General features: G+C 68.4%; 13 protein-coding genes and 1 pseudogene. 10 read left to right on the forward strand and 4 right to left on the reverse strand.

Going from position 1 to position 14,926, the window contains the following annotated elements:
* The first annotated feature begins 134 nt into the window (after window positions 1–134).
* Window positions 135–1,976, forward strand: a complete 1,842-nt coding sequence (locus IP78_RS14165; protein WP_054112308.1) for a gamma-glutamyltransferase family protein — start codon at window positions 135–137, stop codon at window positions 1,974–1,976.
* A 4-nt stretch (window positions 1,977–1,980) separates the two neighbouring features.
* On the opposite strand, the gene IP78_RS14170 is transcribed toward IP78_RS14165, so the two are convergent.
* Complete coding sequence (locus IP78_RS14170) at window positions 1,981–2,898, reverse strand: Hsp33 family molecular chaperone (protein ID WP_054112309.1); 918 nt, start codon at window positions 2,896–2,898, stop codon at window positions 1,981–1,983.
* A 120-nt stretch (window positions 2,899–3,018) separates the two neighbouring features.
* Here IP78_RS14170 and IP78_RS14175 point away from each other — a divergent pair, with 120 nt between their 5' ends.
* The 7 genes and pseudogenes from IP78_RS14175 to IP78_RS14200 all read left to right on the forward strand — a co-directional run bounded on the left by IP78_RS14175 (window position 3,019) and on the right by IP78_RS14200 (window position 11,546).
* On the forward strand, window positions 3,019–4,404 hold the full coding sequence (locus tag IP78_RS14175; RefSeq protein WP_054112310.1) for an SDR family NAD(P)-dependent oxidoreductase: 1,386 nt from the start codon (window positions 3,019–3,021) through the stop codon (window positions 4,402–4,404).
* A 52-nt stretch (window positions 4,405–4,456) separates the two neighbouring features.
* A pseudogene (locus IP78_RS15835) lies at window positions 4,457–4,981 on the forward strand (HAD-IB family phosphatase); the annotation flags it as partial.
* 135 nt (window positions 4,982–5,116) lie between these two features.
* Window positions 5,117–6,346 carry a phosphoglycerate dehydrogenase gene (gene serA / locus IP78_RS14180; RefSeq protein ID WP_231681026.1) on the forward strand — a complete coding sequence of 410 codons (1,230 nt, stop codon included), beginning with the start codon at window positions 5,117–5,119 and terminating at the stop codon, window positions 6,344–6,346.
* An 89-nt stretch (window positions 6,347–6,435) separates the two neighbouring features.
* A complete protein-coding gene (locus tag IP78_RS14185) occupies window positions 6,436–8,274 on the forward strand; it encodes an SGNH/GDSL hydrolase family protein (protein ID WP_054112312.1) in 1,839 nt (612 codons plus the stop codon).
* A 226-nt stretch (window positions 8,275–8,500) separates the two neighbouring features.
* Window positions 8,501–9,109: a M23 family metallopeptidase gene (locus IP78_RS14190; RefSeq protein WP_231681024.1), complete on the forward strand. Its 609-nt coding sequence runs from the start codon at window positions 8,501–8,503 to the stop codon at window positions 9,107–9,109.
* An 89-nt stretch (window positions 9,110–9,198) separates the two neighbouring features.
* Complete coding sequence (locus tag IP78_RS14195; protein WP_082385170.1) at window positions 9,199–10,164, forward strand: ABC transporter ATP-binding protein; 966 nt, start codon at window positions 9,199–9,201, stop codon at window positions 10,162–10,164.
* On the forward strand, window positions 10,161–11,546 hold the full coding sequence (locus IP78_RS14200; RefSeq protein ID WP_054112315.1) for an ABC transporter permease: 1,386 nt from the start codon (window positions 10,161–10,163) through the stop codon (window positions 11,544–11,546). Before IP78_RS14195 ends, IP78_RS14200 begins: the two co-directional genes overlap by 4 nt.
* Before the next feature lie 65 nt (window positions 11,547–11,611).
* Here IP78_RS14200 and rpsU read toward each other — a convergent pair whose 3' ends face one another.
* Window positions 11,612–11,851: a 30S ribosomal protein S21 gene (gene rpsU, locus IP78_RS14205; RefSeq protein WP_156320439.1), complete on the reverse strand. Its 240-nt coding sequence runs from the start codon at window positions 11,849–11,851 to the stop codon at window positions 11,612–11,614.
* A 202-nt stretch (window positions 11,852–12,053) separates the two neighbouring features.
* On the opposite strand from rpsU, the gene IP78_RS14210 reads away from it, so the two are divergent.
* Both IP78_RS14210 and IP78_RS14215 read left to right on the forward strand, forming a co-directional pair.
* Window positions 12,054–12,713: a COQ9 family protein gene (locus tag IP78_RS14210; protein WP_054112316.1), complete on the forward strand. Its 660-nt coding sequence runs from the start codon at window positions 12,054–12,056 to the stop codon at window positions 12,711–12,713.
* A 4-nt stretch (window positions 12,714–12,717) separates the two neighbouring features.
* Window positions 12,718–13,323 carry an SOS response-associated peptidase family protein gene (locus IP78_RS14215; RefSeq protein WP_054112317.1) on the forward strand — a complete coding sequence of 202 codons (606 nt, stop codon included), beginning with the start codon at window positions 12,718–12,720 and terminating at the stop codon, window positions 13,321–13,323.
* Here IP78_RS14215 and IP78_RS14220 read toward each other — a convergent pair.
* The gene (locus IP78_RS14220; RefSeq protein ID WP_054112318.1) at window positions 13,310–14,395 is read right to left on the reverse strand and encodes a 5-(carboxyamino)imidazole ribonucleotide synthase; all 1,086 of its coding nucleotides are present in this window, start codon (window positions 14,393–14,395) and stop codon (window positions 13,310–13,312) included. The two genes, IP78_RS14215 and IP78_RS14220, sit on opposite strands and share 14 nt — an antisense overlap.
* Complete coding sequence (gene purE, locus IP78_RS14225) at window positions 14,396–14,887, reverse strand: 5-(carboxyamino)imidazole ribonucleotide mutase (RefSeq protein ID WP_054112319.1); 492 nt, start codon at window positions 14,885–14,887, stop codon at window positions 14,396–14,398.
* Window positions 14,888–14,926: the final 39 nt, after the last annotated feature.

Here is a 14,926-nt window from a genome sequence, read left to right on the forward strand (position 1 = left end):
GGGATGATCGGAATGGAGGGCGGTCCCGGCGACGGGGCCGCCCTTTTCGTACCCTGTCGGTCCGCGTCGATCCGACCCTTCACAGCCGAGCGGGACACTCTAGGGTCGCATCATCGTGATGGGAGACACGGCCGATGCGCAGACGCACCTTTCTGACCACCCTGCCTGCGGGCGCTCTGGCCGCGGGAGCCGCTGTAGGGGCTCCGGCCGCGCCGTCTCAGACGCCGGCCGGATCGGGGCAGGCAGGGCAGGGGGCGGCAAGGGCCTATCCCTATACCGGCGTCGGGCCGGGCGACCGGATCATGGGGGCACCGTTCGCGGGGCGCTCGACGGCATGGGGCACACAAGGCGCGGCGGCGACGGCGCATCCGGCGGCGACACTGATCGGCATCGACACCCTGAGGCGCGGCGGGTCGGCCATCGATGCGGCGATCGCCATTAATGCGGCGCTGGGGTTCCTCGAGCCGACGGCGAACGGGATCGGCGGGGATGCCTTCTGCCTGATGTGGGACCCGGCGCAGGGCAAGGTGGTCGGTCTCAATGGATCCGGGTCCAGTCCGCGCGGGCTGTCTCTGGAGACGGCGCGGTCCAAAGCCGGGTCGGACGGCTATCTGCCGCGCTACGGCGCCGTCACCGTCAACGTGCCCGGCACGGTCCACGCCTGGTGGGCGGCGCATCAGCGATACGGCAAGCTGCCGTGGCGCGACGTGCTGATGCCGGTTGTGGAGATGTGCGAGCAGGGCGTGCCCATGCCGCAGCTGATCGCCTGGTATCTGGAGCGCAACATGGCCGGGTTCGACCGCTCCGCCGGGATCATTGAGGACAATGATAACCGAAAGCGCGTCTATGCGCCGACGGGCCGGACGCCACGCGTGGGCGAGGTGTTCGCCAATCCGGACCTGGGCCGGACCTATCGCGCCATCGCCGAGGGCGGGCGTGACGCGTTCTACGACGGGCCGCTGGCGGATCAGATGCAGGCCTACTTCCGGCGCATCGGCGGGTGGATGACGCGGGCCGACCTGGTGGCGCACCGGACGGAATGGGTCGAGCCGATCATGACGACTTATCGCGGCGTCCAAGTCTATAGCCTCGGGCCGAACACCCAGGGGCTGTCGACCAACCAGATCCTGAACGTCTGCGAGCGGTTCGACCTGGCGGGCATGGGTTTTCAGTCCGCCGCCTCGATCCACGTCCAGGCCGAGGCCAAGCGGTTGGCGTTCGAGGACCGGGCCAGGTGGTTCGCCGATCCGTCGTTCGCGGCCACGCCGGTCGAATATCTGAACTCCAAGGCCTATGCGGCCGAGCGCGCGGCCCTGATCCGTCCCGACCGGGTGATGGACCGCGCCATGCCCGGCGATGCGCCGACGCAGGGCGACACGACTTACTTCAGCGTCGCCGACAGGGACGGGATGATGGTCAGCTGGATCCAGTCTAACTATCGCGGCATGGGCTCCGGCCTTGTGCCCGACGGCATGGACGGACACACGCTGGGCTTTATGTTCCAGGACCGCGGCGAGCTGTTCAACCTGCGCGACGGCCACCCCAACGTCTATGCGCCGGGCAAGCGGCCCTTCCATACGATCATCCCCGGCTTCGCCTGCAAGGACGGTCAGCCGTGGATGGCCTATGGCGTCATGGGCGGGGGCATGCAGCCGCAGGGCCAGGCCCAGATCATCATCAACATGGTCGACTACGGCCTCGACCCACAGGAGGCGGGCGACGCGCCGCGCTGGCAGCACGAGGGCTCGTCCGAGCCAACCGGGCATCCGGCGGAAGGGTCGGGCGTGCTGCATCTAGAGACCGGCGTGCCGGAGGAGACCAAGGCGCAGCTGAGGGCCATGGGCTGGACGCTGGGCGGGCCCAACGGCGGCTTCGGCGGCTATCAGAACGTCGTGCGTCAGGTGAACGCCCAAGGGCCGTGGACTTACGGCGCGGCGACCGAGATGCGCAAGGACGGCATCGCGCTGGCATACTGAGCCTTCAGGCCTCCACAGCCTCAGGGTCGAGCGCGTAGACGCGAGCGCAATACTCGCACGTCACATGGATCTTTCCGTCGGGCTCGACCATGTCGGCGCGTTCCTCCGCGCTGAAGGAGGCGAGGACCGTCTCGATGCGGTCGGCGGAGCAGCGGCACTGGGCCTTCAGCGGGCGGGCGTCCTCCAGCCGCACCCCGTCCTCGTGGAACAGGCGGAACAGCAGCGTCTCGGGCGTGATGGTCGGGTCGATCAGCTCGTCGTCGGCCAAGGTGTGGAACAGGGCGCGGGTGCGGTCCCAGGCCTCCTCGGTCGAGCCGCGCGCGTCGTCGCCGGCGATCAGCTGGATGAGGGCTCCGCCCGCGCGCCATTGCGTGCCCGCGTCCGTGGTCACGGCACCGACGGCGAGCCGCACCTTGGTCGGGATCTGCTCGGACTGTTCGAAGTAGTGCTCGGCGGCGAGCGACAGACTCTCGCCCTCGATGGGGGTGATGCCTTGCGTGCGCTCGAAGTCGGGGCCGCGGTCCAGGGTCATGACGAAGACGCCCTGACCCAGCAGGGTCCTGGCACCCGGACGCGAAAAGCCGCTGGAGGCGGCGGCGACCTCGGCCTCGTCGTAGCGGCAATAGCCGCGCAGGAGGCCCTCGGTGTCGTAGTCGGCCACGACGTAGCGGACCGGGCCGTCGCCCTGGGCCTGGACGATCAGGCGACCTTCGAACTTCAGGCTGGAACCGACCAGCGCCGCGAGCGCGCAGGCCTCGCCCAGCAGGGCGGCGACCGGTTCCGGATAGGCGTGGGCTGACAGGATGGTGTCGATGGCCTCGCCCAGCCGCACCAGGCGGCCGCGCACGGGCCAGCCCTCGATCTGGAAGGCGGCGGCGAGGTTGTCGGTGGGCGCGCTCGGCGCCGGCGCGTGATCGGTCACGGCGGGGTCCTGGGAAGCGGAAAATCGGTGAAGGGAGCAAGATAGGAAACCACACGCGTGATGGTAAGGCCCGGTCCGCGTGGCTATCTGTGTCGCGACCATCGCTTCGAGAGACCGCCCATGTTCAACCGACCGTCGCTGAAGCCCCTGAAGCAGCAGGCGATCGTGGTCACCCAGGCGGCGCACGGCGTGGGGCTGGCCACGGCGCGGCGGGCGGCTCGGGCGGGGGCCTGCGTCTTCCTGATCGACACCGACGAGCGGGCGCTGCGGCATCTGGTGGAGGCGATCCAGCGGGACGGCGGGCGGGCGGCCTATGCGGTGGCGGACGCGGCCGACTACGGGGCCCTGTCGGTGGCGGCGGAAAAGTGCGTCCGCCTGTTCGAGGGCTTTACGACATGGATCAACATCGTGGGGCCGGTCGAGGCGCGATCCAGCGAAGACACGGGCGTCGACGAGCCCGTCGAGGCGGAGCATTCGGGCTATGAGGGCCTGGTCAACGGCTCGCTGATCGCGGCAGAGCATCTGTCGCGGCGCAAGGGGGGAGGGGCCATCGTGAATGTGGGGCCGAGCCTGTCGGACCTGCCCCAGCCGGGCTGGGTCGCGCATCAGGCGGCCAAGGCGGCGACCAAGGCCTTCACCAACGATTTGCGCGCGCGGCTGAGGCGCGATGGGCATCCGGTTTCGGTGTCGCTGATCAAGCCGGGGCCGGTCCTCGATCCCGGTGCGCGGCGCGCGGGCCTGCCACCTCAGCCCGTCTATGCAGCGGAGGTCGTGGCCGACGCGGCCCTGTGGTGCGCGCATCATCCTATTACGGAGATCACGGTCGGCGGGACCGGACGGCTGATCGCCATGATCTCGGCGGCGGTGCCCGAGTTCGCGGAACCTTTGCTGGCCCGGTTCGCTCCTGTCGCACGGCGGGGCGACGATCCCGCATGGGACGCCGAGGGCCTGGACGGCCCGGACGGCGAGGGTACCGACGAGGAGATGATCTACCCCATGGTTCGCAACTTCAGCGCCCTGGCCGAGGCCAGGAAACATCCCGGTATCACGATCGGCTCCGTGGCCATCATCGTGCTGGCGGCTGTCGGCACGGTGCTGCTGACCCAGCGCACCGGCCCGCGTCGGTTTGAGATGATCCGCGACCGCATCGATCCGCGTGGGTGGATCGATGCTGAGGCCTTGCGCCACCGCTTCAATGACATTTCGCGCGGTCTGGGCGAGCGCGCTGCCGACCTCGGTGATCGCGCCGGAGACCTGTCTGACGACGCCCGCTATGGTGCCCGCAAGCTGCTCAAGCGCGGCCAGCGGGCGGTCTCGGAGAAGCAGCGCCGGAAGTATCTCCGCGAGGCGCGTCGCTACGCCGACGAGGCAGGCCGCTATGCGCGGGATCACGCCAAGGAGGGTGGGGCGCTGCTGGCGGTAGCGACCATCGCGGCGGCGATCGGCGCGGCCGCTCTGGAGAGCCAGCGGCCTGACAGCCGGGTGCGCCGCCTGACGGGTCTCTAACCGGCACCACAAAGCCGTTGCTGCATCTGCGAAGGTCGGCGTAACAGGGGGCATGGCCGCCCCGACGCTGATCTTCGACTTTGACTCGACCCTCGTGCGGATCGAGACGCTGGAGGCGCTCGCCGACATCGCCCTGGCGGGTCACGCCGACGCTGAGGGTATCCGGACGCAGGTGGCGTCTTTGACCGGCCGCGCGATGGCGGGCGAGATCGGCTTTGGCGAGGCGCTTCGAACGCGCCTCACTCTGCTGCCGCTGACGCGCGAACACGTCCTGACCCTCGCGGACCGCATCCTGGATGAGGGCACGCCGTCGGTGCGGCGGAACCTGAAGTTCTTCAACGAAAACGCGGACCGGATCATCATCTTGTCCGGGGGCTTTCGCGAGGTGATCGCTCCGATCGCCGAGCGCCTGGGCGTGCGCGCCGAACGGGTGCTGTGCAACGACCTGATCTATGACGAGACCGGCCGCGTGATTGGAGTGGACGAGGCCAACCCGCTGTCGCGAGAGGGCGGCAAGCCCGAGGTGATCAAGGCGTTGGGGCTGACGGGACCCGTGGTCATGGTCGGCGACGGCTGGACCGATGCGGAGGTCAAGCTGGCGGGCGCCGCCGACCGCTTCTATGCCTTCACCGAAATCGCGCGGCGGGAGCGGGTAGTGGAGGTCGCCGACGCCGAGGCGCGGTCCATCGACGAACTGCTGCATGCCGAGGGTCTGGCCGGGCGGTGGAGCTATCCGAGAAGTCGCATCCGCATGCTGTTGCTGGAGAACATCCACCCGGCGGCGGTCGAACGGCTGGAGGACGCGGGATACTCGGTCGAGACCCAGAAGGGCGCGCTGGACGAAGACGACCTGATCGCGGCGATCAAGGGCGTCCATGTGCTGGGCATCCGGTCCAAGACCAACGTCACCGAGCGGGTGCTGGCGGAAGCGGATCGGCTGCTGGCGATCGCGGCCTTCTGCATCGGCACCAACCAGATCGATCTGGAGGCGGCGGCGGGGAGGGGCGTGGCCGTCTTCAACGCGCCCTATTCCAACACCCGCAGCGTGGTCGAGCTGGCGATCGGCCTGACCGTGGCCCTGATGCGCGACGTGGCCGACAAGTCCGCCGCCATGCATGAGGGCCGGTGGAACAAGTCCGCCGACGGCTCGCGAGAGCTGCGTGGGAAAACGCTGGGCATCGTGGGTTACGGGGCGATCGGATCACAGCTGTCGGTGCTGGCCGAGGCGCTGGGGATGCGGGTCATCTTCCACGATCTGTCGGAGCGGCTGGCGCTCGGCAATGCGCGGCGGATGCGGTCGCTGGACGCCCTGCTGGCGGAGGCGGACGTGGTCAGCCTGCACGTCGACGGGCGCAAGGAGAACGCTAACCTGATCGGGGCGCAGCAGTTCCAGGCGATGAAGCCGGGCACGCTGTTCCTGAACCTGTCGCGCGGGCATGTGGTGGATGTCGGGGCGCTCGCCCAGGCGATCGGTTCGGGCCGGGTCGGCGGGGCCGCCATCGACGTCTTCCCCGAGGAGCCGCGCACCAACGCCGATCCCTTCGACAGTCCGCTGAGGGGCCTGAAGAACGTCATCCTGACGCCCCACATCGGCGGCTCGACCGAGGAGGCGCAGGAGGCCATCGCCGAGTTCGCCGCCGAACGGCTGCTGGGCTATCTAAACCGGGGCGACACCACCTTCTGCGTCAACCTGCCGAATGTGCAGCTGGCGGAGGTCTCGGGCGGGCACCGCATCCTGCATATTCACCGGAACCAGCCGGGCGTCATGGCCGAGCTGAACCGCGAACTGTCGGCGGCCGGACTGAACATCCTGGGCCAGCATCTCAAGACCGACGAGCGTACCGGCTACGTCATCACCGACGTGGACCGCGACTATGACCCGCAGGCGCTGCGGGTGCTGAAGAGTGTGGCGGGAACGCTGCGGTTCCGGTTGCTGCACTGATACCTTCCGTCGCGGCATCTTGCGTCTGTCCGTGGACGGCGCAGAGTGTTGCGGAACGGTCGCATTCAGCCGGCCGACGGGAGGACATCATGAACCGCTTTCTTCGCGGCGCCGCGCTCGGTGCCCTGACGCTTGCCGCCGCCACAGCTCTGGCCAGCGCCGCATCGGCCCAAACGTACAACCGACTGGTCGTGTTCGGTGATTCGCTGAGCGACAACGGCAACCTTTACGCTGCATCCTTCAACACACAGCCCCAGTCGCCGCCTTACTTCCAGGGTCGCTTCTCGAATGGTCCGGTTTTCACGGAGCTTCTGGGCTTTAATGCGCTGCGGGGGGCAATCTCGACGAGCTCGGTGACCGGCAGCGTGAACTTCGCCTACGGAGGCTCTCGGACTGACAATGTCGTGGCCTTCCCGCCCGGCATGCGTCAGCAGTTGACGACCTATCTCGGGCGGGGCGGAACCTTCGGATCGGGTGACCTAGTCAGCATTCTCGGCGGCGCGAACAACATCTTCCAGTCGATCGGTGCCTTCGCCGTGCTGCCGCCCACCTCGCAGGGGAATCCGACCGGTTTCGTCGACCCGACCATCCGGGCCGCGGTCGCCGACATGAATTTTCTTGTCAATGATGTGGCGTCCAGGGGCGCGGGCACGATCCTCGTGACGAATCTGCCTCGCCTCGGCCTGACGCCACAGTTCCGGCCCACCCCGCTCGCGGCTCTGGCCGACTATGCCGGTGGCCAGTTCAATAGCCAGCTGCAGAACGCCCTGCTGACGCTCGCTCCGACACGGCCGAACACCAACATCATTCTGTTCGATCTCGCCAAGGTGTCCGACGTCCTCGCCGCCAATCCAGGCCGGTTCGGCCTGACGGACGCCACGAGCCAGTGTCTGAACACGACCACCGGCGCGGTCTGCGCTAATCCCGACGGCTTCCTCTATTGGGATGGCGTGCACCCGACCGCCGCCGGTCACCGCCTGATCGCCACCCTGGCATCGGACTACCTGTACTACGGCGACCGGGCGGCCAGCTCGACGATCCAGGGCGAGACGGCCTTCCGTCACCGCGAGGACGCGATGGACGGTGCGACCGCGCGGCTGTCGGGCCGGGACGCCTGGCAGGCCGGAACGACCATCGTGGGCGGGGTCATGTATGACACCGCCGACATCGACCAGCGCGGTTTTGCCTCCGCCGGTGAAACCACCAGCTATGGCGGCAATGTCGGTCTCGAAAGCGGCACCGAGAGCCTGCGGTTCGGCGTGACCGGAGCCTGGCGCGTCGCCGACGTGACCGCCGGGGCGACCTCGTTCCAGCTCCAGACGCTGTCGCTGGACCTCTATGGTGGCTGGCGGTCTGGCAATGTCTTCGTCAACGGCGTGGTGGGCGTCGCCAGCGAGGACTTCAATGACATCAATCGCTTCAGCGCCTTGCCGGGCCTGGAGCAGACCGGCACCACGCGCGGCTTTTCGAGCGGAGCCCGGGTTCAGGCCGGTGTATGGTTCGACGCCGGTGGCATCGCCATCTCGCCGCGGGTCGCGGTGGCCTATGTCAGCTCCGACATCGAGGGCTACACCGAGCAGGGCTTCGCCGCCTCATACGAGTATCGCGACCGCGAGGTGAAGGGCATCACCGGCGAAGTCGCATTGCGGGCTGAGGGTGACGTTGGCGGCTTCGGTGTTCATGTCGAAGGCGGCTATCGCGACAGCCTCGATGACAGCTCCCAGGCCGTTCGGGTCGGCATCGCCGGCAACCCCGCCCAGGTCCTGTCGCGTCGGTTTGATGATCCGTTCGGCGGCTCCTTCCTCGCCTCGGCGGGTGTTTCGGGCCAGATGGGGCCCTTCGATCTGGAAATCGGCTACCGGGGTCGTTTCGGCGACAGCGCCGATAGCCATACGGGCGGCATCACCCTGACCTTGCCGCTGTCCTGATCCTCGGGTCGCGCCTGCAAGGAAGCGCGCCGGGTTCGCCCGGCGCGCTTTTTCGTTCTGGTTCCCGGGGTGCGACGACCTGCCGCCCCTCGCGCCCCAAAGTCGCCCCATGGACCCTTAGAACGACGGCCTGCGCCGCTCGCATTTGGTTACGAATCGTAACGGCGGCGCTCCTGACAGCTTTCTCCAAAGCGCCGACAGAGCCGACGACATCATGCGCCGACCCTTGCCGAGCCTCCGTGGCCTTCTCGCTCAGTCTGGCCAGGGAGCGGCTCTCGCCGGCGTCGCCATCCTGGCCATGGCGATGGCGCCGGCCACCCCTGAGCCCGCCATCGAGCCCGGCAGCCTGCCAGAACTTCCTCCCGTGACAGCCGTGGCGGAACCGGCTGGTCCGGTGACACGCACGATCACCTTCGAAGAACCGGTGCGCGGGTTCCCGATCAACTCCCGCTTCGGCATGCGCAGACTGGGTGGTGAGCGGGGCGCCCGGATGCACAAGGGCGTCGACATCGCGGCACCGACGGGCACGGCGGTCTATTCGTCCGCCGAAGGCGAGGTTCTCCGCATCGGCCGCCAACCGGACGGCTACGGCAACTTCATCGAGGTGCGCCACCCCAACGGCATGACCACCCTGTACGCCCATCTCAGCCGTATCGACGTGGCGTCGGGCGATCGGGTCCTGGCGGGCGAGCGCATCGGTCTGGTGGGATCGACGGGCTATTCGACTGGCCCGCACCTGCACTTCGAAGTGCGTCGCGACGGCGTGCAGATCAACCCCGGCCGCGTCGTGGGCGAGAGCTTCGAGGTCGCGGTCGAGGCCCCGATCGCCGGCTGAGGACGTTATCGCCGAACATGACGGCGAATACAGTTTGCATGTAAAGCGTCCTTTGCTACCCCTTGGTCAGTAGCCAGTGGGGGATGCGCATGGATGCCTTGACGCTCGAGGGCGTGAGCAAGCGATACGGCGGATTCCAGGCCGTGCGCGACCTGAGTTTCTCGGTCCGAAAGGGCGCGATTTGCGGCTTCCTTGGCCCCAACGGGGCCGGCAAGACCTCGACGATCCGCATGATCCTGGGCCTTCAACCGGCGACCACGGGGAGCATCACCATTCTCGGCGCGCCGGACGGACGCATGGTCCGAGACCGGATCGGCTTCCTCCCGGAAGAGCGCGGCCTCTACAAGAAGATGACGCCCGTCGACGCCATCGCCTTCTTCGGCTCGCTGAAGGGCTTGCCGACTGGCGAAGGGCGCAAGCGGGCCAAGGAGATGCTGGAGGCGCAGGGGCTGGGCGCGTCCCGCAACAAGAAGATGAAGGAGCTGTCCAAGGGGATGGCCCAAAAGGTCCAACTGATCGCCTCGGTCGTGCATCGGCCCGAGTTCGTGATCCTGGACGAGCCCTTCAGCGGCCTGGACCCGGTGAACCAGCAGGGGCTGGAGACCGTCATCCGCGATCTGGCGGCGAACGGGGCGACGGTGCTGTTCTCCACACACGTGATGCAGCACGCCGAGCGGCTGTGCGATCAGGTCGTGCTGATCGCACGAGGCCGAAAGGCGTTCGACGGCACGGTGGCCGAGGCGCGGGCGACCAGCCGTCGGTTCCTGGACCTGGAAGGAGCCATCGCGGTCGACCAGGTCGCGGCCCTGCCCGGCGTGACCGGTGTGGCAGTCGTTTCCGAGCATGACGGGGTTCGCACCCTGAAGGCCGCGTTGGCCCAGGGCGCGCCGGGTCAGGAGGCGCTGAAGGCAGCCTTTCTGAATGGGCTGGATGTGCGTCGCTTCGAACTCAAGGAGCCGACCCTGCACGATGCCTTCATCGACCTGACCGGCGACCATCCCGACCATGACCAGAGCGTCGCCCGGACTGAAACCCAGACGGAGGCTGCCCGATGAGCCGCATTCTGCTGATCGCCCGCCGCGAATTCATGGCCTATGCCCGAACGGTCGGCTTCTGGCTGTCGCTGCTGGCGTTTCCGTTGTTCGCGGTGCTGGGCGGGGCGATTCCGTTGTTGATGGACAACGCCGATCCGGTCCGTGCCGTCGTGCTGATCGAGGAGGGACCCCAGGCCGCCGGATTGGCGGCGGCGGTCCAGGGCCGCCTGGCCGATGAGGCGGAACGTTCGGCGGAACGCGCGCGAGAGGCCGCAGAGAAAGCCGCGGAGGCGTCCGGTGCGCCGGCTGGCGCGGCCGAGGGCGCGATCGCCCAGATGACTCGCCAACGGATGCGTTTTGTCGATGCGCCGGCCGATCTGTCCGCCGCCGCCCCGGGCGAGGCGCGCGACGCGGTCGTGCGTCGCTATCTGACCGACGAGACGCCCAAGGAACAGCGTCTGGACGCCGTGGTGTTTCTCGACCGCACGGCCGAAGGGCCGGCGGCGCGGGTATGGGCCGCGCGCGCCACCGACGACACAGTGGAGGATTTTGTGCGCGCCGCCCTGCGCGACGCCAATCGGGACGCCGTTCTGACCCAGGCCGGGATCGATCCGGCTGTCGTCGAGGCAACTGATGCCTTCCGACCCGAGGTCACACTGTTTTCGCCCCGGGCGTCGGACGGGGGCGAGGTGTCTTTCAAGGATCGGCTGCCGGGCATTATCGGCCTGGCCTTCAGCTTTCTGCTCTGGTCGCTGATCATCACGGGGGCCTCTATCCTGCTGAACAGCGTGATGGAGGAGAAGTCGAACAAGATTCTGGAGGTGCTGCTGTCCTCCGCCTCGCCGACAGAGATTCTGACCGGCAAGGTTCTGGGCGTGGCGATGCTGACGGTGTCGGTTTTGCTGGTCTGGGGCGGGATCGGCGCGGCGGGGCTGATCACGACCGTGCCCGAGCAGGCGACGAACATCTGGGAGATCCTGACCCGCGATGGGCTGATCTTCTACTTCCTGGCCTACATCGTGGGTGGCTACCTGATGTACGCGGTGTTGTTCGCCGCCATCGGGGCCTTCTGTGAGACGCCCCGGGACGCCCAGACGCTCATGGGGCCGATCATGATGGTGCTGGTCATCCCCATCCTGCTGGTCCAGTTCGCCCTGGTGAACCCGGACGCCCCGATGGTGCGGTTCGCGTCCTGGGTGCCCTTCTTCACGCCCTTCCTGATGGCGGCGCGCGCGCCGTCGGGGCCGCCTCTCATAGAGATCATCGGCACGATGGCCGGGATGTTTGCCGTCGCCCTGCTGATGGTGTGGCTGGCGGGCCGGGCGTTCCGGGCCGGAGCCCTGTCGGACGTGAAGCTTAGCTGGAAGAGCTTTGGCCAGGCCATCGCGGGCGGTGGGCGCTAAGGGGCAGCAAAAGCAAAAAGGCCGCCCGGATGGGCGGCCTTTGATCTTTCAGACGGCTTCGGTGATCAGCCGCGCGGTGCGCGGGGCTTCGGAGCCGGCAGCAGACCTTCGCGCTGGGCGCGCTTGCGGGCCAGCTTGCGGGCGCGGCGGACGGCCTCGGCCTTCTGGCGGGCGCGCTTTTCCGAGGGCTTCTCGTAGTGCACGTGGCGCTTCATCTCGCGGAAGCTGCCTTCGCGCTGCATCTTCTTCTTCAGGGCCTTGAGCGCCTGATCGACATTGTTGTCGCGAACGAAAATCTGAACCAGGTTCAACTCTCCTTTGGCTGCCCGCCGCGTCCTTACGAGAGGCGGGCAGACAAATAAAATCCGATCCCGCGGGCGACAGCCCGGCGAGCGAAGCCCGGTCGATACACCAAGCCCCCCGGAGTGTCCAGCGGGCCCGCCGCCATTCGTCGCGGTCCCCATCGCCGTCTCGCGCGTTCAGCCGGGCGACGCTAAGGATAGGCTCATGACCGACGTCCCCCCTCTGTCGAACGCCGAGCCTGACTGGGCCGACGCCACGGAACAGGCGGTACTGGATGCCGCCATCCGCCTGGCTCCGACCCTGGGCTGGAACGGGCGGATGGTGCGCGAGGCCTGCGCCGCCGAGGGCCTGTCGGAAGGCGATCAGGAGCTGCTGTTCCCGAATGGGCCGCGCGACCTGGCCGCCCTGCTGTCGCGGCGACATGATTCGCGGGCGCTGGAGGCGCTTGGGTCCGCCGAGGGCCTGAAGATCCGCGACCGCATCGCCAGAGCGGTGTCTGCCCGGATGGAGGCGGGCGCCGACGACCTGGAGGCCACCCGCAAGTGCGCGGGCTTTCTGGCGCTCCCGACCAATACCGACCTCGGCCTTACACTGGCATGGGAGAGCGCGGATCACCTGTGGCGCTGGGCGGGCGATACGGCGACGGACTGGAACCACTATTCCAAGCGCACCATTCTGTCGGGGATCCTGATCCCGGCATTGACCCTGCGCTGGTTCGAGGGGCGTGAGGCTGCGGAAGCCTTCGTGGCGCGCCGCATCGAAAACGTCATGGCCTTCGAGAAGTGGAAGGCCGGCAAGGACTTCGACGCCCCGGTCAGGAAGGCGACCGAGTTCCTAACGAAACTTCGTTACGGCACGCCCTGATCCCGTGTGCGCTTCCTATCAGGCCAAGCTGAACATCACCCAGCTGGTGGACTGGTTCGAGCGCGCCGGCGCGCCGCTCGATTTTCCGGGCGGCCTGCCTAACCTGGAGCCGCAGGACGAGGTGCGGCCGACCGATAGCGCGCCGGTGGTGGTCGGGACGGGCGGCGTGACCCAGCTGACGACGCAGCGCTTCGGATTCCCTCCGCTCAAGCCGAAGGCCGGGCCGATCATCAACCTGCGCGCCGAGGGTCGGACCTTTCTGAACCGGGATCGTACCGGCCGCTGCCTGGTCCCGGTCAGCGGCTTCTACGAGTTCACCGGCTCGACCTATCCCAAGACGCGCTGGATGTTTCGTGACGCCGAGGCGCCCTTCCTGGCGCTGGCCGCCGTCTGGCGCGCGGGGGAGGGTGACGCCTTCTCGCTGCTGACCACCGAGCCGGGGCCAGACGTCGCGCCCTATCACACGCGCGGGGTGATCCCGGTTGCGGTGGAGCGCTGGGCGGATTGGCTGTTCGCGGAAGCGTTTCCCGCCGACGTCTTCGCGCCGCCGCCCGCCGGGCGTCTGGTGGTCGAGGCGGCGCCGAGGCCGGCGAAGCCTACAGCGGCCTGACCTTGTTCACATGGGCCATCTTGCGGCCGGGGCGGGCTTCCGCCTTGCCGTAGAGGTGCAGCCGGGCGTCGGCCTTGCCGGCCAGTTTCCGCCACTGCTCGACCTCGTCGCCGAGCAGGTTGTGCATCTCGACGCGGGCGTGGGGCGTGGTCGGACCCAGCGGCCAGCCGGCGACCGCCCGGATGTGCTGTTCGAACTGGTCGCAAACGCAGCCGTCCTGGGTCCAGTGGCCGGTGTTGTGGACGCGCGGCGCGATCTCGTTGACCAGCAGCTTGCCGTTCCCGAGGTCGAACAGTTCGATACCGATGACGCCGACATAGTCCAGACCATCGAGCACGGCGCGCGCGATGGCGCGGGCCCGTCGCTCGGTCTTCGCATCGACCTCAGCAGGGGCAAGAGTGGTGCGGAGCACGCCACCTGCATGCGTATTTTCGCCCAGCGGATAGACGGCCGTCGCGTCGTCGCGGCCTCGCGCGGCGATGATCGACAGCTCGCGCGTGAAGTCGGCGCGCGCCTCCAGAATGGCGGGTCGGCCGCCGATGGCCTCGAAAGCCTTGGCCGCGTCCTTGGGCGACTTGATCCAGACCTGCCCTTTGCCGTCGTAGCCTTCGCGGCGGGTCTTGAGCAGGGCGGGGCAGCCCAGCGTCTCAATGGCGGCTGTCAGGTCCTCCAGCGTCGACACGGGAACGAAATCGACGGTCGTCGCGCCCACGCCATTCAAAAAGGTCTTCTCGTCCACCCGGTCCTGCGCCACGGCCAGGGCCACCGGCCCCGGGGCGACGCGGGCACCCGCCTCGGCCAGCCGTTCCATGGAGCTGGCGGGCACGTTCTCGAACTCGAAGGTGACGACGTCGCAGACGCGGCCGAAGACGTTCAGCGCCACCGGATCGTCATAGGCGGCGACGATCTGGCCGCGCGAGACCCGCCCGGCGGGGCTGTTGTCTTCGGGGTCCAGGATCACGACGTCGAAACCGAGCCGCGAGGCGGCCTGCGACAGCATGCGACCCAGCTGGCCGCCGCCGAGGATGCCGATGGTCGAACCCGGCGCGAGAGGCGCGTCGCTTCCGCTCACTCAGTCCTCGACCGTTTCGTGGACCGCTTCCGTCTGGGCCTCGCGGAAGGCGTCCAGCCGTCCCGCCAGCACCGGATCGCCCAGCGCCAGGATCTGGGCCGCCAGAATGCCCGCGTTCTTCGCCCCCGCCTCGCCGATGGCCAGGGTCGCGACCGGCACGCCGCCGGGCATCTGGACAATCGACAGCAGGGAATCGAGGCCCTTCAGCGCCTTGGACTGCACCGGCACGCCGAGCACCGGCAGGGACGTCATCGACGCCGCCATGCCCGGCAGATGCGCTGCTCCGCCCGCGCCCGCGATGATCACCTTGAAGCCCGCGCCCCGCGCGGCCGAGGCGAACTCCCAGAGGCGCTTGGGCGTCCGGTGCGCCGACACCACCCGGGCATCCCAGGCGACGCCCAGCCGGTCCAGGGTCTCGGCGGCGTGCTTCATCGTCGGCCAGTCAGAACGACTGCCCATGATGATCGCGACGGGCGGGGTCTCGGTCGCCATGCGGTCAAGGCTCCTCGCAGGAAAGCGGCCGGTTACAGC

This window comes from Brevundimonas sp. AAP58, assembly GCF_001295975.1.
Lineage (GTDB): Bacteria > Pseudomonadota > Alphaproteobacteria > Caulobacterales > Caulobacteraceae > Brevundimonas.